The organism is Leclercia sp. Marseille-Q4284 (genome assembly GCF_916618945.1).
GTDB classification, from domain to species: Bacteria; Pseudomonadota; Gammaproteobacteria; order Enterobacterales; family Enterobacteriaceae; genus Enterobacter; species Enterobacter tamurae.
Window position 1 is genome coordinate 791,140 of sequence record NZ_CAKAKG010000002.1, and the last position, 20,295, is coordinate 811,434.

General features: G+C 55.9%; 24 protein-coding genes and 1 tRNA gene. 12 read left to right on the forward strand and 13 right to left on the reverse strand.

Going from position 1 to position 20,295, the window contains the following annotated elements; translation table 11 throughout:
* Nucleotides 1-41: 41 nt before the first annotated feature.
* Together yicI and LG383_RS18465 are read right to left on the reverse strand one after the other, a co-directional pair.
* Complete coding sequence (gene yicI, locus LG383_RS18460; RefSeq protein ID WP_225759874.1) at nt 42-2,360, reverse strand: alpha-xylosidase; 2,319 nt, start codon at nt 2,358-2,360, stop codon at nt 42-44.
* A 12-nt stretch (nt 2,361-2,372) separates the two neighbouring features.
* Nucleotides 2,373-3,767, reverse strand: coding sequence for a glycoside-pentoside-hexuronide family transporter (locus LG383_RS18465; protein ID WP_225759875.1), 1,395 nt, complete (start codon nt 3,765-3,767; stop codon nt 2,373-2,375).
* A gap of 283 nt (nt 3,768-4,050) precedes the next feature.
* Between LG383_RS18465 and LG383_RS18470 the strand changes: the two genes are divergently transcribed.
* Nucleotides 4,051-4,145, forward strand: a tRNA-Sec gene (locus LG383_RS18470).
* 163 nt (nt 4,146-4,308) lie between these two features.
* Nucleotides 4,309-5,049, forward strand: a complete 741-nt coding sequence (locus LG383_RS18475) for a hypothetical protein (RefSeq protein ID WP_225759876.1) — start codon at nt 4,309-4,311, stop codon at nt 5,047-5,049.
* Nucleotides 5,050-5,053: 4 nt separating this feature from the next.
* Here LG383_RS18475 and LG383_RS18480 read toward each other — a convergent pair whose 3' ends face one another.
* On the reverse strand, nt 5,054-5,245 hold the full coding sequence (locus tag LG383_RS18480) for a toxin-antitoxin system HicB family antitoxin (protein ID WP_225759877.1): 192 nt from the start codon (nt 5,243-5,245) through the stop codon (nt 5,054-5,056).
* Between the two features lie 125 nt (nt 5,246-5,370).
* Here LG383_RS18480 and LG383_RS18485 point away from each other — a divergent pair, with 125 nt between their 5' ends.
* Nucleotides 5,371-5,658, forward strand: a complete 288-nt coding sequence (locus tag LG383_RS18485; protein ID WP_225759878.1) for a SymE family type I addiction module toxin — start codon at nt 5,371-5,373, stop codon at nt 5,656-5,658.
* Nucleotides 5,659-5,777: 119 nt separating this feature from the next.
* Here the strand turns inward: LG383_RS18485 and LG383_RS18490 are convergent, their stop codons facing one another.
* From LG383_RS18490 to LG383_RS18500, 3 genes are all read right to left on the reverse strand, one after another.
* Complete coding sequence (locus tag LG383_RS18490) at nt 5,778-6,215, reverse strand: acetyltransferase (protein WP_225759879.1); 438 nt, start codon at nt 6,213-6,215, stop codon at nt 5,778-5,780.
* A 72-nt stretch (nt 6,216-6,287) separates the two neighbouring features.
* Entirely contained in the window at nt 6,288-7,286 is a 999-nt protein-coding gene (locus tag LG383_RS18495; RefSeq protein WP_225759880.1) for a class I SAM-dependent methyltransferase, read from the reverse strand.
* A gap of 75 nt (nt 7,287-7,361) precedes the next feature.
* Nucleotides 7,362-7,886 carry a lipocalin family protein gene (locus tag LG383_RS18500; protein ID WP_225759881.1) on the reverse strand — a complete coding sequence of 175 codons (525 nt, stop codon included), beginning with the start codon at nt 7,884-7,886 and terminating at the stop codon, nt 7,362-7,364.
* 115 nt (nt 7,887-8,001) lie between these two features.
* Here LG383_RS18500 and LG383_RS18505 point away from each other — a divergent pair, with 115 nt between their 5' ends.
* The 4 genes from LG383_RS18505 to LG383_RS18520 all read left to right on the forward strand — a co-directional run bounded on the left by LG383_RS18505 (nt 8,002) and on the right by LG383_RS18520 (nt 11,535).
* Nucleotides 8,002-8,727 carry a MerR family transcriptional regulator gene (locus LG383_RS18505; protein WP_225759882.1) on the forward strand — a complete coding sequence of 242 codons (726 nt, stop codon included), beginning with the start codon at nt 8,002-8,004 and terminating at the stop codon, nt 8,725-8,727.
* Between the two features lie 99 nt (nt 8,728-8,826).
* Entirely contained in the window at nt 8,827-9,240 is a 414-nt protein-coding gene (gene uraH / locus LG383_RS18510) for a hydroxyisourate hydrolase (protein WP_106995614.1), read from the forward strand.
* Nucleotides 9,241-9,342: 102 nt separating this feature from the next.
* Complete coding sequence (locus LG383_RS18515; RefSeq protein WP_225759883.1) at nt 9,343-10,302, forward strand: DUF523 and DUF1722 domain-containing protein; 960 nt, start codon at nt 9,343-9,345, stop codon at nt 10,300-10,302.
* A 144-nt stretch (nt 10,303-10,446) separates the two neighbouring features.
* Nucleotides 10,447-11,535, forward strand: a complete 1,089-nt coding sequence (locus tag LG383_RS18520; protein WP_106995612.1) for an AAA family ATPase — start codon at nt 10,447-10,449, stop codon at nt 11,533-11,535.
* 8 nt (nt 11,536-11,543) lie between these two features.
* Here the strand turns inward: LG383_RS18520 and LG383_RS18525 are convergent, their stop codons facing one another.
* Entirely contained in the window at nt 11,544-12,506 is a 963-nt protein-coding gene (locus LG383_RS18525) for a GlxA family transcriptional regulator (protein ID WP_225759884.1), read from the reverse strand.
* 26 nt (nt 12,507-12,532) lie between these two features.
* Nucleotides 12,533-13,312 (reverse strand): MBL fold metallo-hydrolase, encoded by a 780-nt coding sequence (locus LG383_RS18530; RefSeq protein ID WP_106995610.1) that lies wholly within the window; start codon nt 13,310-13,312, stop codon nt 12,533-12,535.
* A 180-nt stretch (nt 13,313-13,492) separates the two neighbouring features.
* On the opposite strand from LG383_RS18530, the gene LG383_RS18535 reads away from it, so the two are divergent.
* Nucleotides 13,493-13,741 carry a CopG family ribbon-helix-helix protein gene (locus LG383_RS18535; RefSeq protein WP_106995609.1) on the forward strand — a complete coding sequence of 83 codons (249 nt, stop codon included), beginning with the start codon at nt 13,493-13,495 and terminating at the stop codon, nt 13,739-13,741.
* A 3-nt stretch (nt 13,742-13,744) separates the two neighbouring features.
* Nucleotides 13,745-14,020: a type II toxin-antitoxin system RelE/ParE family toxin gene (locus LG383_RS18540; protein ID WP_106995608.1), complete on the forward strand. Its 276-nt coding sequence runs from the start codon at nt 13,745-13,747 to the stop codon at nt 14,018-14,020.
* A gap of 15 nt (nt 14,021-14,035) precedes the next feature.
* Here the strand turns inward: LG383_RS18540 and nlpA are convergent, their stop codons facing one another.
* The 3 genes from nlpA to LG383_RS18555 form a co-directional block, all read right to left on the reverse strand.
* Entirely contained in the window at nt 14,036-14,839 is an 804-nt protein-coding gene (nlpA, locus tag LG383_RS18545; RefSeq protein ID WP_225759885.1) for a lipoprotein NlpA, read from the reverse strand.
* Nucleotides 14,840-15,041: 202 nt separating this feature from the next.
* Nucleotides 15,042-15,308, reverse strand: a complete 267-nt coding sequence (locus LG383_RS18550; RefSeq protein WP_225759886.1) for an antitoxin — start codon at nt 15,306-15,308, stop codon at nt 15,042-15,044.
* Nucleotides 15,309-15,425: 117 nt separating this feature from the next.
* Complete coding sequence (locus tag LG383_RS18555; protein ID WP_106995604.1) at nt 15,426-16,925, reverse strand: MDR family MFS transporter; 1,500 nt, start codon at nt 16,923-16,925, stop codon at nt 15,426-15,428.
* Nucleotides 16,926-17,003: 78 nt separating this feature from the next.
* Here LG383_RS18555 and LG383_RS18560 point away from each other — a divergent pair, with 78 nt between their 5' ends.
* Nucleotides 17,004-17,663 (forward strand): TetR/AcrR family transcriptional regulator, encoded by a 660-nt coding sequence (locus LG383_RS18560; RefSeq protein WP_225759887.1) that lies wholly within the window; start codon nt 17,004-17,006, stop codon nt 17,661-17,663.
* On the opposite strand, the gene LG383_RS18565 is transcribed toward LG383_RS18560, so the two are convergent.
* Nucleotides 17,660-18,079, reverse strand: a complete 420-nt coding sequence (locus LG383_RS18565) for a GNAT family N-acetyltransferase (protein ID WP_106995602.1) — start codon at nt 18,077-18,079, stop codon at nt 17,660-17,662. The two genes, LG383_RS18560 and LG383_RS18565, sit on opposite strands and share 4 nt — an antisense overlap.
* A gap of 321 nt (nt 18,080-18,400) precedes the next feature.
* Between LG383_RS18565 and LG383_RS18570 the strand changes: the two genes are divergently transcribed.
* Complete coding sequence (locus LG383_RS18570; protein WP_225759888.1) at nt 18,401-18,697, forward strand: YicS family protein; 297 nt, start codon at nt 18,401-18,403, stop codon at nt 18,695-18,697.
* Between the two features lie 36 nt (nt 18,698-18,733).
* Here the strand turns inward: LG383_RS18570 and LG383_RS18575 are convergent, their stop codons facing one another.
* Nucleotides 18,734-19,681 carry a LacI family DNA-binding transcriptional regulator gene (locus tag LG383_RS18575; RefSeq protein WP_166181050.1) on the reverse strand — a complete coding sequence of 316 codons (948 nt, stop codon included), beginning with the start codon at nt 19,679-19,681 and terminating at the stop codon, nt 18,734-18,736.
* 294 nt (nt 19,682-19,975) lie between these two features.
* Between LG383_RS18575 and LG383_RS18580 the strand changes: the two genes are divergently transcribed.
* The gene (locus LG383_RS18580) at nt 19,976-20,290 is read left to right on the forward strand and encodes a PTS sugar transporter subunit IIB (RefSeq protein ID WP_032615638.1); all 315 of its coding nucleotides are present in this window, start codon (nt 19,976-19,978) and stop codon (nt 20,288-20,290) included.
* Nucleotides 20,291-20,295 lie beyond the last annotated feature (5 nt).

The following is a 20,295-nucleotide window of genomic DNA, read 5'->3' on the forward strand; positions in this document are numbered from 1 at the left end:
ATTCCCTCTCCCCTATGGGGAGAGGGTTAGGGTGAGGGGACTCAGAGATGAATCACCACCTCATCCCCCTCCGCTTTCACCACCACGCCCCACTCGCTTCCGCCATGTGACACGCCTTTCACGCCGCTAATCTGCTGCACATTGCGCAAACAGACCGACCAGTTCCGCGCCTCGCCGTTCCCTTTTAACGTCAGGGTATCGCCGTTGCGCGTCGCGGTCAGGGTAAAGGCTACAGCACCGTTGGCCGCGGGCACTTCGCTCACCGCCGTGGCGTCATCGTCCAGGTTAAATAGCTGGAAGGCGGTGCCCTCATTCCACGCGTAGTCCGGCTTCTGATCGTTGTTACCCAGTGCCAGCAGGGTGTTGTCGCGCACGTAGACCGGCAGGCTGCGGAAATCGTGCTGCTGTTTGTGCCAGCGGCTGCCCTGAATTTCATCGTTGTGCCACAGATGCGTCCAGCGCCCTTCCGGCAGGTAGAACTGCACGTCGCCCGCTTCGCTGAATACCGGGGCCACCATCACCGAATCACCCAGCATGTACTGGCGGTCGAGATAGTCACACGCCGGATCGTCCGGGAACTCGAGCATCATCGCCCGCAGCATCGGCGTACCGAACTCACGGGCCAGCGCCGCCTGGCGATAGAGGTACGGCATCATCCGGCATTTGAGCTGCGTGAAGTGACGCACCACGTCGCAGGACTCGTCGTCATACGCCCACGGCACGCGGTAGGATTTACTTCCGTGCAGGCGGCTGTGGCTGGAGAGCAGCCCGAACGCACACCAGCGTTTATAGACGTGCGCCGGGGCGGTGTTTTCGAACCCGCCGATATCGTGACTCCAGAATCCGAACCCGGAGAGGCCGATCGACAGCCCGCCGCGCAGGCTTTCGGCCATCGACTCGTAGTTGGCGTAGCAGTCGCCGCCCCAGTGCACCGGGAACTGTTGCGCCCCCACCGAGGCCGAACGGGCAAACAGCACCGCCTCCTCCTCGCCCACCGTCTCTTTCAGCACGTTCCACACCAGCTCGTTGTAGATGTAGGCGTAGTGGTTGTGCATCTTCTGCGGATCGGAGCCGTCGAACCACTGCACGTCGGTCGGGATGCGCTCGCCGAAGTCGGTTTTGAAGCAGTCGACGCCGATATCCACCAGGCCTTTCAGCTTGTCGGCATACCACTGGCACGCTTTCGGGTTGGTGAAGTCGTAGATCGCCAGCCCCGGCTGCCATTTATCCCACTGCCACAGGGAGCCGTCCGGGCGTTTCAGCAGATAGCCCTTCTCTTTAAGCTCTTTAAAGATCGGTGATTTCTGCCCGATGTATGGGTTGATCCACACGCAGACCTTCAGCCCTTTGTCCTTCAGGCGGCGGATCATCCCCTCCGGATCCGGGAAAGTCACCGGGTCCCACTCGAAATCGCACCACTGGAAGGCCTTCATCCAGAAGCAGTCGAAGTGGAAGACGTGCAGGGGCAGGTCGCGCTCGGCCATGCCATCGATAAAGCTGTTCACCGTCGCTTCGTCGTAGTTGGTGGTAAACGAGGTGGTGAGCCACAGGCCGAACGACCACGCCGGCGGCAGCGCCGGACGCCCGGTGAACCGGGTATAGCGGTTGAGCACCTCTTTCGGCGTCGGGCCGTCGATGACGAAATACTCCAGATACTCGCCCTCGACGCTGAACTGCACCTTCGACACCTTCTCGGAGCCGATTTCAAAGGAGACGTTTTCCGGGTGATTCACCAGCACGCCGTAGCCGCGGTTGGTGAGGTAGAACGGGATATTCTTGTACGACTGCTCGGTGCTGGTGCCGCCGTCGCGGTTCCAGGTTTCGACCGTCTGGCCGTTGCGCACCAGGGCGGTAAAGCGCTCGCCGAGGCCGTAGACCGTTTCGCCCACGCCCAGATCCAGACGCTCGAACAGGTAGTTGCGATCGCTGTTGCCGTCCTGCACGTAGCCGTTGTTTTTCAGCTGGCTGCCGGTAATGCGCTGGCCGTCCCTGAGGAAATCCAGCGCCCAGAACTCGCCTTTGGTGACGCGCACGCTGACGTTGCCGCTTTTCAGTTCGGCAAATTCCGCGTTGTTTTCAATCTGCACGTTGACCTCTTTCAGGACGTTGAGCGGATAGTGTGGACCGTTATCCAGCGCGCCCTGGAAGTGCTCGATGCGCACCCCGACAATCCCCTCCTGCGGCGCAAACAGGCGCACCGTGAACATCAGGGTGTCGAGCTGCCAGGTGCGCTCGCGCACGTCGCGCGGGGCGACATAGACCACCAGGTCGTTGCCCTGCTGCTCCACATCAAACACCTGCACCGGGTAGGTCACGTTCAGACCCGGTTGGATAAGCCAGTTTCCGTCACTGATTTTCATGCTTTCGTCCTCTTAGTTCTGCAATTCTTTGCTGACCGGCAGGGTGTTGAACTCCTGCTGATTACGACGCGCGCCCTGCGCCAGGTCGTTCATGATTTTCATCAGGAATGGCGTTTTCAGGCTGTAGTAGCGTTTGGCGATCACCGCGCTCAGCAGGTAACACGCCGCCGGGACCAGGGTAAACAGGGCGATGATGATGCTGATGGTGGCGCTGTTCTGGGTTTTGGCTGCGGCATCGTAGCCGCCGCCTGCCAGCATCCAGCCGATTAACGCCCCGCCCAGGGCCAGGCCCAGCTTGAGCACGAACAGCGTGCCCGCAAAGCTGATGCCGGTGAGGCGTTTGCCGTTGGTCCACTCGCCGTAATCGACGGTATCGGACATCATTACCCACTGGATCGGCGTTACCAGCTGGTGCAGCACGCCAATCACGAAGATAAAGCCAAACATGGTGATGCTGGCCTGCATCGGCACGAAGAACATCGCCACGCTCGCCACCGCCAGCAGGGCGTTGGTCCACCAGAAGACGCTGACTTTGCACTTCCAGTCGGTGAGCGGTTTCGCCAGCGCGGAGCCGATCAGGTTGCCGACGCAGTAGGTAGTGAGGAAAGCGACGAACAGCTCCGGCGAGCCGAGGATCCAGGTGACGTAATACATCATCGCGCCGCCGCGAACGCAGACGGCGAGGATGTTGAGGATGGTGAGCAGGCCAACGATGCGCCACTGGTCGTTCTGCCAGATGTCGCGCAGATCTTCGCGCATGGAGGTGGTACTCGGCGGCACCTGGATGCGCTCTTTGGTGGTGAAGAAGCAGAACGCCAGCATCAGGAAGGCCACCACCGACAGCACCGCGATGCCGCCCTGGAAGCCGAGCGCTTTATCCTCGCCGCCAATCAGATTCACCAGCGGCATCATCAGCACCGTGGAGAGCATGCCGCCCGCCGTCGCCAGCACAAAGCGCCAGGACTGGAGGGAGATGCGCTGCGTCGGGTCGTTGGTGATCACACCGCCCAACGCACAGTAAGGGATGTTGACCACGGTATAGAGCAGGGTCAGCAGGGTGTAGGTGACGGCGGCGTAGATCATTTTGCCGTTCAGGCTGAGGTCCGGCGTGGTGTAGGCCAGCACGCAGACCAGACCAAACGGGATGGCGCCGAACAGGATCCACGGGCGGAATTTCCCCCAGCGGCTGCGGGTGCGGTCGGCAAGCAGCCCCATGCAGGGGTCGGAGATGGCATCAAGCGCACGCGCCAGCAGGAACATGGTGCCGACGAACCCGGCGGGGATACCGAAGATATCGGTGTAGAAGAACATCATGTAGAGCATGACGTTGTCGAAGATGATGTGACTTGCGGCGTCACCCATGCCGTAACCAATTTTCTCTTTGACGGACAAGACTTCGCTTTTCATTGTGCTTCCTTCACGCGTAGGGCGCTGAGACCGGTTACAGTTTTTGTAAACCATTCACCCACGGGCAGGTATTGCGTTTTCTGGTTACGTTTTTACGTTTCTTGTTTTTTGTGATCGCGGTAAAAGTGCGGCGGCGGAAAATGTAACCTGAGGATTTTCTTAAGGTTTAGGCTGGAGGGCTTAACACAGGTCAAGAAAGGGGTGAAATAGGTGCGGGAAAAGATGGGGTAAATGATTGAAAGTAGATATAATGCGCCCCGCCTCCATGTAGCAATCGAGGCGCGGAAGATCGTCATCTCCGGTGAGGTGGCTGGACTTCAAATCCAGTTGGGGCCGCCAGCGGTCCTGGGCAGGTTCGACTCCTGTGATCTTCCGCCAAAATTGCATATGCATATCCTTAATCAATGCTGCTGATTTTTATTTTCTCTTCATCCTTACCAGTAATTTTCAGAACGAGATTTTCTTACCAAGATATTCTTACGTTAAAAAATCTGATATAAAAATAATTTGATTTTTGACTTGTTCTTACGGAAGAGGTTACATGAAGCTTAACAGTCTCAACCATATTGTTTCTATAGCGGCAGGGCTAATTAGCGCTTTCTTAGGTCTATATAATATTGATAAACCGGTACCATATCTTTCAGCTTATGTGACTGATAATATTTTTTATACACCACCCCAGTATGATGATCTTATGAGGCGTACCCTTAAAGAATCGGATTATGAGAAAATTTACGACCGCATTGACAGTATTTCGAAAGATGCTGAATTTATAGAAAAATCAAAATTTGTTAAAGAAGTTATCAAATCTATATTGACTCCTTTTAATCCGCCCTTTCAGAATGGTCTAGACGAATATAAAAGGCTGATTTTTATAAGTGTACATAACTCAGGGGACGCCTCAGCAAAAGATATATATATTGATTATCCTGAGAAAGTTTTGGTAATGATTATAGATGATAAAAGAGAAAAAATTGAGAAGCCTGATGCATTAACTCGCTTAAATATACCATCCATAAGACAAGGTGGTAATTATAGAGTATGGGCTTGGGCTAAAAGTAATGATTTTGATAAAAACGCAATTAGAATTGGAAATGAATTGCAAATTGCAAAAATTGAATACGGAGATGTTCACTTTGGCACTTCATCATATTTAGCTTCATTTTACGAAGATCATGAAAGAATAATTAAAACCATCCTTTTAATGTTTATTTTTTTAATCGGTTCGATAGTTAGTTATCTACTTTTCTATTTAGGAAAGCAAATATTGAAAACAGAGTAAAAAATCATCCCTTAGGCTTGATATCCCTTGTCCGCAAAGCCTCTCTCGCCAGTTCCTTCAACCAGCTGGCGAGACTAACCCCCTCCTCCGCAGCCACAGCATCCAATTGCTCCTTCAATGCCGGATCAATACGCATTTTAAACTGCGGGGATTGCCCACCGCCTTTTGGTTTTTTTTCGCGCGCTATGATTGACATGGGGCCACCTATCCATCTACTCTAACTCAAATTAGGAGGCCACCTAAACCTCCGATTTTATTAACGCCCCAGTGTGCTCGAACACACCGGAGCGTCTAACCTCACCAACTATCAAGGAGTTGATTATGGCTGATTCGCATTCTACCCCAGACACCACCGCAACCGGAACTGAGCGTACATTAATTGTGGGATATCGCCCGCAAGGTCTCGATCGCAGTACGCCAAACCTGATCCTTTCTGGCAAATGGCTGCGTGCGGCGGGGTTTGATACCGGAGATAAAGTGACGGTAAAAGTTATGGACGGCTGCATCGTGGTGATGGCGCACAGCCCACATGAGAAGAAGCTGTTAGACGAGTTAAAGCTGGCGCAGCAAAAGCTGAAAGGCATTGAAGGCGCGCTCGCCGCTGCGTAACGTTCGCTCCATGCAGGTTTTGTAGGCCGGGTAAGGCGAAGCCGCCACCCGGCGTTGCGATGTGTTCCCCTCACCCCAACCCTCTCCCCAAAGGGGCGAGGGAGTAGATTGTGCGACGATTAACTCTTGTACCGCATATGCAGCAACGGGAACGGATTTCCCTGCCCGTCCAGCTCTGACCGCCCGATCTGCACAAACCCCATATGCTGATAAAACCCCACGCCCTGCGGATTTTGCTCGTTAACGTCCACCTCGTTAGCGCCGAGATGGTCAATAGCGTACTTCAACAACAGCGAGCCAACGCCTTTTCCCCGGCTCGCATCGTCGACAAACAGCATTTCAATGCGGTTTTCGTCCACGCCCAAAAAGCCGTGAATGGTGCCGGTTTCATCCCGGGCAATAACAACGTTTAAATTTGGCAGATAAGCGTTGAGTAATAACGGGCGTAAAGCCGCGATATCGCTCTCCTGCAGAAAGTGGTGAGTGGCACGAACGGAGGACTCCCAGATCGCGACGAGACGTTCAAATTGTGAGGGAACTGCGGTTTCGATTTTCATAATGCGATCATGATAGGGCAATAGATCTTAATCAAGCGTTAACGATTACCTTTTCCCGACGGGAGAGGAAACCTAAACCCGCACCTCCATCACCGCATACACCCCGTCTTTCGGCACGATCACCGTGACGTTTTCCGGCGGGATCCCTGCCGCGAGATGAATATTCTGCAGCTGCTGCAAGGTGCGCGGGAAGATGGGCGTCCAGCCGATACAGCGCAGGGCGAAATCAATCTGCGGGCTGCTGGTGAGCATGTTCGAGATAATCAGCGCCCCGCCGGGTTTAATCAGGCGCAGGACATGTTTCAGGAAAGTCACCGCTTCTGTGTCGTTGAAGTATTCGAAGATCCCCAGCGCGTCCACCAGCTCGACCTTACCTTCGCCCAGCTCCTGTATCAGTTTATCGCTGTGGATCAGACTCTCTTTCAGATCGCGCTGCAATATGGTCACCTGCTCCCCTACTCTCAGCCCTTCGGCAGCGGTCATTTTCTCTGCCCAGCGCAGGGAGACGGGATCGTAATCCACCAGCGTTAGATGCACTTTTTGCCCGTCCAGATGGGCGCCGCGCAGCGCCTCCAGCACCGGGACGGCCGCCCCGCTGGCGAGACTGACCCAGACGTTGTCGATGTCGTTATGCAGGTACTGTTCCGCCAGCACGGAGAGCACCTTCGCGCGGGAACGGATGCCGATGGCATCGTTGGCGTGGATAAACCACTGGCGGCTGCGGCTGTCCATCCGGGTGCCGTCGGGGAGATGTTCATCCAGCGGATTCTGGATGGCGTACAGGGCCAGCGCCGTCGGCACCAGCCGGGTACGCCAGGCGACGACGGCGGGCCGTGTCGCAAAGGCCTCTTCAGACCAGCGGTGCTGGCACTTTATCGTCTTCTCGCCATTGGCATCCTTCTCGATAACAGGCGGCATCAGCTGCGGGTCCGCTTTTAAGGCGCGATCGACGGCGTTCAGCTCGCGCGTCACTTCGTCTTTCATCGGCCAGTTGTCGCTGACATCGGGAAAGGACGCGCTGTAGAGGGTCATGGTGGTCGGCGCGGTGCCGCGAAAGGGTTGCCAGTGCATATGTCATCTCCCGTGTGCCCATGACGCAAGTCTATTCCCCTGCCCGCACATTTCCCCAGGACGAAAGCACGATCTTTACTGTTTCACCCATACCAGCTCATCAACCCGGAAGCCCAGGCTGCGCGCGGTATTGAGGTAATCCTGCTTCACCGCATCCGGAATGGTTGGCGTACGCGACAGGATCCACAGATAGTCGCGATCCGGGCCACTGACCAGCGCGTACTGGTAGTCATCGTCCAGCTTGATCACGTTATAACCGCCGTAGAACGGGCCGAAGAACGACACCTTCAACGCTGCGGTGGTTGGCTCGCCGGTGTAATAGGCTTTACCCTCGCTCTCACTCCACTTGCGTTTCACCGGATCATAGCCCCGGTTAAGCACGCTGATCCCGCCGTCGCTGCGCTTGCCATAGGTGGCAGTCACCTGCTGCATACCGCGTTCGAAGCGGTTTTCCAGACGTGCGATTTCATACCACTTGCCCAGATAGCGGCTGGCGTCAAAGTTCTTAATCGGCTGCACGCCTTTTGGCGGCGTAGGGGATTTGCAGGCCACCAGGGTCAGCGCAATGGCAACACCGGTCACAACGGGCCATAGTTTCATGAGAACTCCTGTCATTTTGCACGTTTGGAATTAAAGTGTAGTGCAGCGCTCTGGCGCTTCATCCCATCGGAAAATATTCGTAGAATATTGAGATTAATCCTCTTCGGACGCAGACATGGCATACTCCATTGGCGAATTCGCCAGACTTAGTGGGATCACCCCTACCACGCTGCGGGCGTGGCAGCGTCGCTACGGTTTACTCAAGCCGCTGCGCACCGAGGGCGGTCATCGCCAGTACAGCGACGAGGACGTCCAGCAGGCGTTAAAAATCCTCGACTGGGTGAAAAAAGGCGTCCCGATAGGCCAGGTAAAGCCGCTGCTGGAGCGTCCTGCCCCGGGCCGGACCAACAACTGGCAAACGCTGCAGCAGACCATGCTGGAACGTCTGCAGGCCGGCAAAATCGAATCCCTGCGCCAGATGATTTACGATGCCGGTCGCGAGTATCCGCGCCCGGAGCTGGTCGTGAACGTGTTACGTCCCCTGCGCAGCCTGGTCTCGGCCAACGTTCCCGCCGCCATGACCCTGCGCGAGATCCTCGATGGCATCATCATCGCCTACACCTCGTTTTGCCTTGAAGCCGATAAAAAAGCGCCGGGCGACAACCTCCTGCTCAGCGGCTGGCACCTGAACGACCCGTGCGAAATCTGGCTCGAAGCCTTAGCCCGCACCGGCCAGGGCCACCGCATCAACCTGCTGCCCATTCCCCCTGCCGCGCTGGCACCGGAGATTTTCCCGGACCGCCAGTGGCTGCTGGTCACCAGCGGTAAACTCACCGCCGTGCGCCGAAAACAGGTGGAACAGTGGCAGCAGCAGGTTGCCCTTGAGGTGATTATCCTCTGATTATTTTCTCCTGCGGGAATCTTCACGAAAAGTTGAATATTTTCCTGCGCGGCAAATGCTAACGTTTTCCTGTGACTTATCACTCCACAGGAAAACACGATGAAAAAAACTGCCCCTCTGCTGATCCTCGCCTCCATGGCCTTTGCCCCTGTCGCCTTTGGCGCCGCCCCTGCCGGCACCCTGAGCGTGCATATCCTTGACCAGCAAACCGGCACGCCACCACCTGGCGTGACCGTTACGCTGGAAAAGCAGCAGCAGGATAAATGGACCCCGCTCGCCAGCGGCAAAACTGACCAGGACGGCCGCATCAAGTCGCTCTACCCGGCGGATCAGGATATGCAGCCTGGCGTCTATAAAGTGACCTTCAAAACGGCAGAGTATTTCCACGGCAACAAGCTGGAGTCATTCTTCCCTGAGATCCCGGTGCTGTTTACCGTCACCCGCACCAACGAAAAACTGCACATTCCGTTGCTGCTGAGCCAGTACGGTTACTCGACCTATAAGGGCAGCTAAAAGCTGCTGATATCTATACAAAATAAAAAATATATTCGTCAATACTTGGACAAAATAATCATTTTGTGTAACTTTTAGAGTATGACTCTGGAGGTGCGCATCATGACAACGAAACCTGTGCTGGGTATTAGCGGATGTTTGACCGGTTCCGCCGTTCGCTTCGACGGCGGGCATAAGCGTATGGGCTTTGTCATGGATGAGCTGGCCGAATGGGTCAACTTCCGGCCTGTGTGTCCGGAAATGGCGATCGGCCTGCCGACGCCTCGTCCGGCTCTGCGTCTGACGAAGACCGCCAGCGGTGAGACGCAGATGCGCTTCAGCAAAGCGCCTCATGAAGACGTTACCCAAAAAATGGCCGATTTTGCGGCGGGTTATGTGCCGAAAATGGGCGATCTCTGCGGATTTATCGTCTGCGCCAAATCGCCAAGCTGCGGCATGGAGCGCGTGCGGCTGTACGATGAAAAGGGTAACGCGGGACGCAAGGAGGGTGTCGGGCTGTTCACCGCCGCCCTGCTTGAGAAATGGCCGTGGCTGCCGGTAGAGGAAGATGGACGCTTGCACGACGCGGTGCTGCGTGAGAATTTTGTCGAGCGGGTTTTCGCTCTCCATGAGTTGAATACGCTGCGGGCACAGGGCCTGACGCGCCGCGCGCTGCTGGACTTCCACAGCCGGTACAAACTCCAGCTGCTGGCGCACCATCAGGCGGGCTATCGCGAGATCGGGCCGTTCGTCGCCTCGCTGCACGAGTGGGAAGACCTGGACGCTTTCTTCGAGGCGTACCGCGAAAAACTGATGATGATCCTCAGTAAACCGGCTTCGCGGAAAAACCACACTAACGTCCTGATGCATATTCAGGGCTATTTCCGTAACCAACTGAACAGCCGCCAGCGCGGTGAACTGCGCGACGTGATCCTGCATTATCGTGACGGATTACTGCCCATTCTCGCCCCGCTGACGCTGCTGAAACATTATCTGGCCGAATACCCTGACCGGTATCTGATGACGCAAAACTACTTTGATCCCTATCCTGACGATCTGGGTTTGCGACTGGCCGTAATCTGAATGTCAAACGCGAGGCCCCATTGACCCTGAGAGGCCCGAAGCACTACCCCGTTTAGACGACACCTCACTGTCGTCTTTTTTTTTGCACTTTGCCTGAAACACTGTAACTCTGTACAGGTTTAGTCCGCAAAAGTGGGTACGCCGATGATCAACACCCTACACATTCAAAACTATCGCTCGATTCGCGACCTGTCGCTGGATCTGCAGCAGCTCAATATCGTTTTCGGCCCGAACGGCACCGGAAAATCCAATATCTACAAGGCGATCCACCTGATGCACAGCGCGGCACAGGGGCAGTTTTCCCAGGCGCTGGCCAATGAGGGCGGGATTTTAAAGGTCTTCTGGGCAGGTAAAACCCGCAGCGACCAGCTCAGGCGCATGAACCTGGCGGTGGAAACAGAGACCTACGAATATGAACTGCAGGTGGGCTTTGTCGAGAAGCTGCCTTATCCCTCGCAGTTTCAGCTCGATCCGGTGATCAAAGAGGAGTCTATCTGGCTGAGTGGCCAGCACCGACGCCCGTCATCACAGCTGATGAAGCGCAAGAATCAGGCCGTGTTTCTCAATAACGTGCATCACGAAAAGGTGACCCACAGCGGCACGCTGTATGAGAACGAATCGGTGTTCGGGCAGCTGGGGGAGCCGCACCTCTATCCGGAGGTGTCGCAGATGCGCGAGTCCCTGCGTAACTGGCGCTTTTATCATGAGTTTTCCGTCTCATCCGGCTCGGCGATCCGTGCCCCGCAGGTGGGGTTCCGTTCCCCGGTGCTGGCCAGCGACGGTGCCAATCTGGCCGCGGCCTTTCAGACCATCGTCGAGATTGGCGACGAGCTGCTGCTGATGCGCATCCTCGACCAGGCGTTCCCCGGCTGCGTGTTTTACAGCGACAATACCGGGGGGCGTTTTCGCATGATGATGCAGCGCGAAGGCTTAAGCCGACCGCTGGAGCCCGCGGAGTTCTCCGACGGCACGCTGCGTTTTCTCTGTCTGGCGGTGGCGCTGTTAAGCCCGCGTCCGCCCGCGTTTATCGCCCTCAACGAACCGGAAAACAGCCTGCATCCGCAGATGCTGCCCGCGCTGGCGAGCCTGATTGCCGAGGCCAGCCGTTACTCGCAGATCTGGCTCACCAGCCACTCGCCGGAACTGGCGACGCTGATTGAAAAGCACCGATCGTTTTCGCTGTATCAGCTGTCGATGGTGGAGGGGGAGACGAGGATGGAGAAGCTGGGGTAAATGTTGCGCTACCCGGCCTGACTCTGCGTGCGGAAAGTTTTACGCCACTCCGCCGGGCTGACACCAAAGCGGGCCTTAAACTGCTGGCGCAGGGTCACGGCGGAAAGATACCCCACCTGCTCCGCCACCGCCTCAACGGGCAGATTGCTGCTCTCCAGCAGCAGCTGGCTACGCCGCAGGCGTTCGGCGGTGATCCACGAGACGACGCTCATTCCGGTGGCTTTCATAAAATGGCGGGCCAGCGTGCGGCGACTCATCGCCACGCTCTCTGCCAGCGCATCCAGGTTCAGCGGCTGGCTGATATTATGCTGAAGATAATCGATCAGGTTGTTAATCCGCGCATCGCGGGTCGTTTCCGGCACCGGCTGGGCGATAAACTGCGCCTGCCCGCCCTCGCGGTGCGGCGGCACAATCATCCGCCTGGCAATCTGATTGGCGACCACGCTGCCAAAGCGCTGACGGATGATATACAGGCAGCAGTCCAGCGCGGCGGCAGTGCCAGCAGAGGTGATAATGTTGTCGTCATCGACGTACAGGGCGTTGATATCCAGCTGCACCGCCGGGAACAGCGACTGGAACTGGCGCTCAAACTCCCAGTGGGTCGCTGCCCGTTTGCCGTTCAGAATGCCGGCGTATCCGAGAACAAACGATCCCAGGCACAGGCCGACGATTTCCGCCCCGTTGTCTCTGGCCTGCACCAGGCTGTCGAGTAACGTCTGCGGCGGGCGCTCAAGCACATGAGCCCAGTAAGGCACCACCACGATGTCGGCCTGCCTGATGGCGGAATAATCGTGCGTGGCATTGAGGGCGAAACCCTCCCGGGAGGTCAATAACCCTGGGTTTTCGGCGCAGATCGTCACGTTAAAGCGCTTTTTACCCGATACGCTATCGCCAAACAAAATGCAGGGCACGGAGTAGTGAAAGGGGCTGAACCCGTCGACGGCGACAATCGCCACTGTTGTTAGCTTCACATTATTCTCCTTTGCCCTGATGCTGTTCAGACTATAACGCTTTCCCCGTCCTGGGGAATGATCACCGCCTCACCCATCTGGTTGGCGTCCACATATTCCCGCAGTGCACTGCGCGTCAGCAGGCAGTGGTTGATCGCTTCCATATGGACGGCGACAAGTTTTGCCTGCGGCAGCAGGAAGTGCACATTCAGCACATCTTCCGCGCCCATAATGATGGGCCCGAAGCCAATCACATGCGCGTACCCGGCGTTGAGCACCACCACATCCGGCTGCAGCTTTTGCAGTTCGTCGGCGACCTGCGGGCGCAAAATGGTGTCGCCTGCAATCAGCAGCGTTTTTTCTTCGGGATGGCGAAACACCACGCCGCACGCCTCACCGAGCATCTCCGCCAGCTCAGGCACCGCGTAAGCGCGGTCGGTGCCGTGCTGACCGCCGTGGGTTTTGCTCAACTGGATCGCGCCAAATGGCGTGTTGTCCGTCAAAACGGTCAGATTGCGGAAGCCCTGGCTGCGCAGCAGCTGCGCGTCATCGTCGTGCTGGACAAAGATCGGCATCTCTTTGGCGATCCGCTCGATGGCGTGTTGATCCCAGTGATCGGCATGGGTATGGGTGACGATTACCGCATCGACATCCAGCAGGCTTTCCACCGCGCAGGGTAGCTCCACCGTCGGGTTGCGGATCTCCGCCCGGGCGGTGCCGGGGAAACCAGGGTAAGCGTCTTTGGGTGCCAGCAGCGGGTCAATCAGAAAGCGTTTTCCGGCGTAGGTAATGAGCTGCGTCGCGTTGCGAATGTGGGTAATGTTCATGGGCTGTTCTCCGGTTAGTATGCGAAAAGCATAGCCGGAGGGCAGGCGACAGGATGTGGGCAAAAGGGCATTCAGCGATGGGATCGGGCCAATTATAAGGAGTGCTTTTCGTAATGCGGATTTCTGCAGTCCTGTGCTAAATTAATAAAAGTTATTAACTGTTATTAAGTGAGGTCAACCATGCCATCGCATGCTAAACAGACCATCAGTGCACAAATTCCTGTAGAACTGGCACTGGCTATTGAAAAACTGGCCCAGGAACTGGATCGCTCAAAAAGTTGGATCATCAAAGAGGCGTTAACGTTCATGCTGGCAGAACGTGAACGTCGTCATAACGATATCCTGAGAGGGCTGGCTGACGTTGATGCCGGACGGGTAGTAAGTCACTCAGAGATCCTGGATTTTGCGGCACGCCTGAAAAAAGAGTAATTCATGGAAATATTCTGGACACGGAAAGCTCAGGACGATCTTGAAAGGATTTACCAGTTTGCACTGCAATATAGCCGTCAACATGCCAATAACGTGCTCGACAGGCTTATCGAGGGGACAACAAGCCTCGGTGATTGCCCTGCAATGGGCGTATTTCTGCCCCGTTACGCACCGCGAGAAGTCAGAAAAATGTTTTTTGATGAATATGAAATGCACTATGAAATACGGGGCACTACGCTCTATATTCTCGACCTCTGGCATTGCCGGGAAGATCGCTAGCGCCCCGCATTTATTCTATTCCCAGCCCGGCACTGCCCCGCCGTTAAAGATCGTCTCTGCTGCCTTCGCCACTTCTGGCGACTGATACGACTGAATAAACTCCTTCACGTTTTCCGCATCTTTGTTGTCTTCCCGCGTCACGACGATATTCACGTACGGCGAGTTTTTATCTTCGATAAAGACACTGTCATGCACCGGCGAGAGCCCGGTTTGCTGGAGATAGGTAGTGCTGATAATCGCCACATCCACTTTCGGATCGTCCAGCACGCGCGGCAGCTGCGCCCCTTCCAGCTCCATAATGTTCAGCTTTTTCGGATTGGCGGTGATATCCAGCGCCGTTGGCAGCAAACCGACGTTCGGTTTCAGGGCGATCAGCTTTTCGTTTTGCAGCAGCAACAGCGCGCGGCCCAGGTTGGTCGGGTCGTTCGGGATGGCGATAGTTGCGCCGTCCTTCAGCTCCGTCACCGATTTGATCTTGCGGGAATAACCCGCCATCGGGAACACAAAGGTATTACCGACGGCCACCAGCTTGTAGCCATGTGCCTTGTTGTCTTCTGCCAGGAACGGACGATGCTGGAAGACGTTAGCGTCCAGTTCGCCGTGGCTTGTCGCATCGTTTGGCAGCAGCGAGCCGCTAAAGCCCACCAGCTCGACATCAAGGCCGAACTTCTCTTTCGCCACTTTTTTAGCGACTTCTGCCACGTCCTGCTCGGCGCCGTTAATCACGCCGACTTTGATATGTTTGGCATCGCTGCCGTTTTGATCACAGCCCGCCAGCAGCAGGCCAGCGAGGAGAAGCGCACCCAATCGAAGTTTCACCCGTCATATCCTTTTGATAACTGTTTTATCGACTATATCGGCAACGCAGCGGCAGGCTAAAAAACGAAATGGCATCAATAAGAAGGATAAGTTATATGCGGGTATTGCCGGGTGGCGCTACGCTTACCCGGCCTACGTAATTACAGGGAAAACTACTGTAGGCCCGGTAAGCGTAGCGCCACCGGGCGTTGAGGTTCAGGCCTCATGCCTGAACTCCATCCAGAGGATCCCTCTTTGACATACTCTGATTTCTTTCTTCCGGACTTAGAAATGAATCAGGTACGGTCGTGTTTTCCAGCATCCTGAAAAATTCATCCCAGGTTTTTTTCTGAGTAGGTTTTGCCGTCAAAACGACATTCCCCTCCTCATCTCGCCGGATCCAGACGCTCTCTGTATCAAACGCGAACTCTTCAGGCAGGATAACTGCCTGATTTCGTCCCTTTTTGAACAGTTTTGCTTTGCGTTCCATTGCAACCTCTGCTGGTTTATTGACCAGCTCAAAGCATGCGCCAGCAGCGTTAAGGAAGACAAGCCTGGCCGTTCAGATTCGGAAAGCGACTCGCAACAATTAGCGGAATCGCTAACCTTACGCCTCCCGCTTGCGCAGCGGCGTCTCGCGTAAAAACCACGACAGCACAAAGGCCAGCACCATAATCCCTGCGGCCATCAGGAATACCGCATGAATGGCGGAGCCAAAGGCGTCCAGATAGTCGAGACGCAGGGCGTCAGGCAGATGGTGAATCGCAACAGGGTTCAGCTCCCGCGGCAGTTCGGTGCCCTCGGGTATCCGCGCCATCAGGCCCGACTGCAACACGTGGGTGAAGACCGCGCCAAACAGCGCCACGCCAATCGCCCCGCCAATGGAGCGGAACAGCGTTACGCCGGAGGTCGCTACCCCATACTGATCCGCAGACACGCTGTTCTGCACCGCCAGCACCAGGACCTGCATCACCAGACCCAGCCCGGCCCCCAGCACGCCGGTAAACAGGTACAGCTCCCAGACCGGCGAATCAATGGTGATCCGGGTGAGCAACGTCATCCCGATCACGCCCAACAGGGTGCCGATGATTGGGAACAGGCGGTACTTCCCGGTGCGGCTGATAATACGGCCGCTGATAATCGAGGTCAGCAGCAGGCCGCCCATCAGCGGGATCAGCTGTAAACCGGCCTCGGTCGGAGTGGCCTCTTTAACAATCTGCAGATAGAGCGGCAGGAAGGTCACCGAGCCAAACAGCGACATACCGATAATAAAACCAATCAGGCTGCACAGCAGGAAGCTACGGTCCCGGAACAGCGACAGCGGAATAATCGGCTCCCACGCCAGACGCTCTTCGTAGATAAACCCGGCGATACCCGTCAGGCCAAAGGCCAGAATGCACCACAGCTGCGGGTCGCTCCACTCGCGCACCGTGCCCCCTTCACTGGTAAACAGAATGATGCACAGCAGCGCCATGCTGAGGTAAATCGCCCCCAGATAGTCGATCTCATGCTTATTGCGCTTCGCGCTGCCCTGGAAGACCGCGCCGATCACCAGCAGGGCAAACACCCCCAGCGGCAGGTTGATATAGAAAATCCAGCGCCAGGAGGCGTGCTGCACCAGAAAACCGCCGACCAGCGGGCCAATGACTGTCGCGAGACCGAAGACCCCGCCGAACAGCCCCTGATAGCGGCCGCGATCCGCTGGCGGAATAACATCGGCCACGGCTGCCATGCTGATCACCATCAGCCCGCCGCCGCCAAGCCCCTGCAGGGCGCGCATCAGCACCAGCTGGGTCATGTTCTGCGCCAGCCCGCACAGGGCCGAGCCCACCAGAAACAGCACAATCGCGATTTGCAGTACGATTTTGCGACCAAAGAGATCGCCAAACTTGCCGTACAGCGGCACCACGATAGTGGAACTCAGGATGTAGGCCGTCACCACCCAGGAGAGCTTATCCAGCCCGCCCAGCTCACCCACAATGGTCGGCAGCGCCGTGGAGACAATGGTCTGATCGAGGGCCGAAAGCAGCATCACCAGCAGGAGCGCGCTGAACAGCAGCCGTATGGAGGGCGCGTTTTTGGTTTGCGTTGTCGAATCGGACGCCATAAAACACCGCTTGAAATTAATTAATTGGGTAATTAATATTTAATGAAGTTATGAATCAGGTCAAGGGATCCTCCGCGCATGTCAGCACATAAAGATAATTCTGAGCCCACGCCACCGGCCCGCCGCCCGGGACGTCCGCGCGGAAGCAAACCCACCGCCACCAGCCGGGAACAGCTGCTGGATATCGCCCTGGATCTCTTTGCGCGTCAGGGGATTGCCCGCACCTCCCTCAACGCCATTGCCAAAGAGGCGGGCGTAACGCCGGCGATGCTGCATTACTACTTCAACTCCCGGGAACAGCTGCTGGATGCGATGATCGAGGAGCGTTTTCTGCCGCTTCGCAGCGCCATCGCGACGCTTTTCAGCGCCCATCCGGACGATCCGGTCACTGCCCTGACGTTGATGGTGAAAAAGCTGGCGGATCTGGCCGTCGAGCATCGCTGGTTCGCGCCGCTGTGGATGCAGGAGGTGATAGGGGAAATGCCGGTGCTGCGGGCACATCTGCAGGCCCGGTTTGGCGATGAAAAATATCAGGCGATGCTGGAGACCATCGCACGCTGGCAGCAGGAGGGAAAACTGAACCGCGATCTGGCACCCGAGCTGCTCTTCACCACCCTGTTAAGCCTGGTGCTGGTGCCCTTTTCGCGAATGCGGAATGACGAGAGGTTACATACCCTCTCGCCTGACAGCGTCGTGCGCCATGCGCTGACGGTGATCGGTAGCGGTATTGGCGCTTAAAGCGCCTTCGACAGGTAGTGACGCTGGATCCCCGCATACGGGAAATCGTTCAGCGTCATCTCCAGCTGATAGCCCTGCTTCTCATAAAACGGACGCGCCTGGAAACTGAAGGTATCCACCAGCGCGTGGCGGCACCCCTGGCGTTTGGCTTCGCCTTCGGCGGCCTGCATCAGCTGGCGGCCAAGCCCGCTGCCGCGCTTTTCGTCGCTAACCCACAGATATTTAATGTTCAGCCACTCACCCTGACGGTTGCCGATAAGCCCGCCGTGCATTTTGCCGCCCTCATCGCGGGCATACACGGCGATATCATTCCCCACGCGGGAAAAATCAATAAACTGGCTGTTATAGACCCGCAACTGCTGCTCTAACTCTTCCTGATCTTGTCCAGTAATAGTGTCGGTAATACTCAGTTGCATATCATTCTCCCGTTACGTTGCACGTCGACTATCCCACATTCTGCCGCCGATAAAAACATCAAAATCTGGCGTAACACGCGCTAAAAATTGTAAGTGCAATCAACGCTAAATTGCCTTTGCGAACAGCATCACCCTTTATCGCGTGGTTGTCGCCTGTCATCACAGATTTTTATTTAGGACTTGCCTGTCCGGCAAATTCTGCGGCTACGCTTATTCATACCTCAGCGCAACTATTGGCAAAATTAATACTTTCGGCTTGGGTCAAAAATGCGGATGTAACGATATATTTCATAAACGTGTGTGGTTTTCCCGGAGGTTTCCATGAAGTCAGCGCACCTGTTTTGCCTGGTCGTCTGCCTGCTTTTTGCCGCCTTCGTTCATGCTCAGGAACTGAACGACCCGGTAAAATTAGAACAGATGAAACAGTCGGTTTTGAAAGATGTGAAGAAAGCCTGTGCCCCGCAACGCAAGCAAAGTGATAAAGAGTGGCAGACGATGATCATGGCCTCTGAGGCCAATCAGATGCTGGTCAAAAATGCGGTTGTGGCGATGGAGCGGAACAACCAGGAAGGTTACTGGGATGCCGTGAGCCAGGTGGACTGCATGGAGGATTACTGATTTGGCATTAAGGGGCTCTGCAGCCCCCTTAATTTTTTAGCGTCGCACATCCGGAATAATTAAATCCCCGCGCAGCACATACGAACCCAGCATCTGGGTCTTCTCGTTCAGCCAGGTGACGATACGTGCCGCCATGGCATCCATCGAGTATTCAATCGCCGGAATGGTCGGAATGCCCGGCAGATGCAGCGATCCCGCCAGACTGAAGACCATGATATCCCCCGGGACTGACCTGTTGAACGCCTGCAGCTGGGGGATCACCCGCTGTGCTTCCTGTTCGTCGGCCACCAGTAAGGCGTTGAAATTAACGGTGCTGGCGTTATTGAGCAGCTCCTGCAGGGCCACGGAGGATGACGTGGCGTCCATAAAGACCAGGTTGCGATTAAACGGCAGGAAGTTCTTTTCCAGCCCATGCTTGTAGCCCAGCAGCACCTGATCGGCAAAACCGCTGCCGTGCGGGTGGATCAGGGCAATCTGGCGTCGCCCCTGGCTGGCAAGGAAGTTACAGGCGGTTTCCGCGGCAAACGCATGGTCATACTGGATGCTGTTGACGTTGTTGGTTTCCATGCAATCCACCAGGATGACATTCTCCTGATCGATCTGCAGCGGGAAACGGGCGCCAATAATCAGAATGTCATCGCATAGCCCGCAGGAGAGTTCATCCAGCGCGCTCATGACTTCGGCTTTGGTGTTGGCGAAGCGAAGCAGCAGGTGCTTCTGGTGCTGGCTGAGGTGTTTTTCCAGCGCGTACAGGTAACCGGTGGTCTGGTTAATGTTGTCCTGGGCGCAAATGACGCCGATACAGCCGGTAGACTGGCTGAGCAGCGACTGGGCAATCACATTTGGCCGGTAGTTCAGCTCTTCCACTGCTTTCAGTACGGCCTGGCGGCTGGCTTCCTTCACGCCGCGCGACCCGCTCAACACCCGTGATACCGTGGCTTTGGACACCCCGGCCAGACGTGATACATCGTTGATTGTAGACATCTTTATCCCCTGACAGGTCGCTCCAGGCCCCTGTAATTCCTGATTCCACTTCGGCTCATATTCTAGCCACTCAGGAGTATATCTGTTTCCGTTTTCTATGGAAACCGATTTTCCGTTTCCACTCCATATGATGCAAAAGCAGCCAAAATTCGTGACCTGAATCTGATAATCAGGCCCCATAAGTAAGGGATCTTGATGGCTGTCACACTTCTGTCTTATATCAATGGAAACCGGTTTCCATATGTTATCCAATCACCTCCGCAATAACTATTTACATTTTGAGGATGGTTGTCGATGTTCAAGATAATGCTGTGCTGTTCTGCCGGGATGTCCACCAGCCTGCTGGTACGGAAAATGGTCGAAGCCGCGAACGAACGCGGTTTACCGGTCAAAATCGATGCGTACGGTGTTTCAGAATTTGATACACAGTTTCCGCAATACCAGGTCGTGCTTCTCGGACCCCAGGTCAAATACATGTTAAAAACGCTCTCAGACAAGGCTGCCACCCAGGGCATACCCGTACAGTCCATCGATACCATGGATTACGGAATGCAACGTGGCGATAAAGTGCTGGACTATGCTCTGTCGCTCATCGAAGCGGCACACTAAGAAGG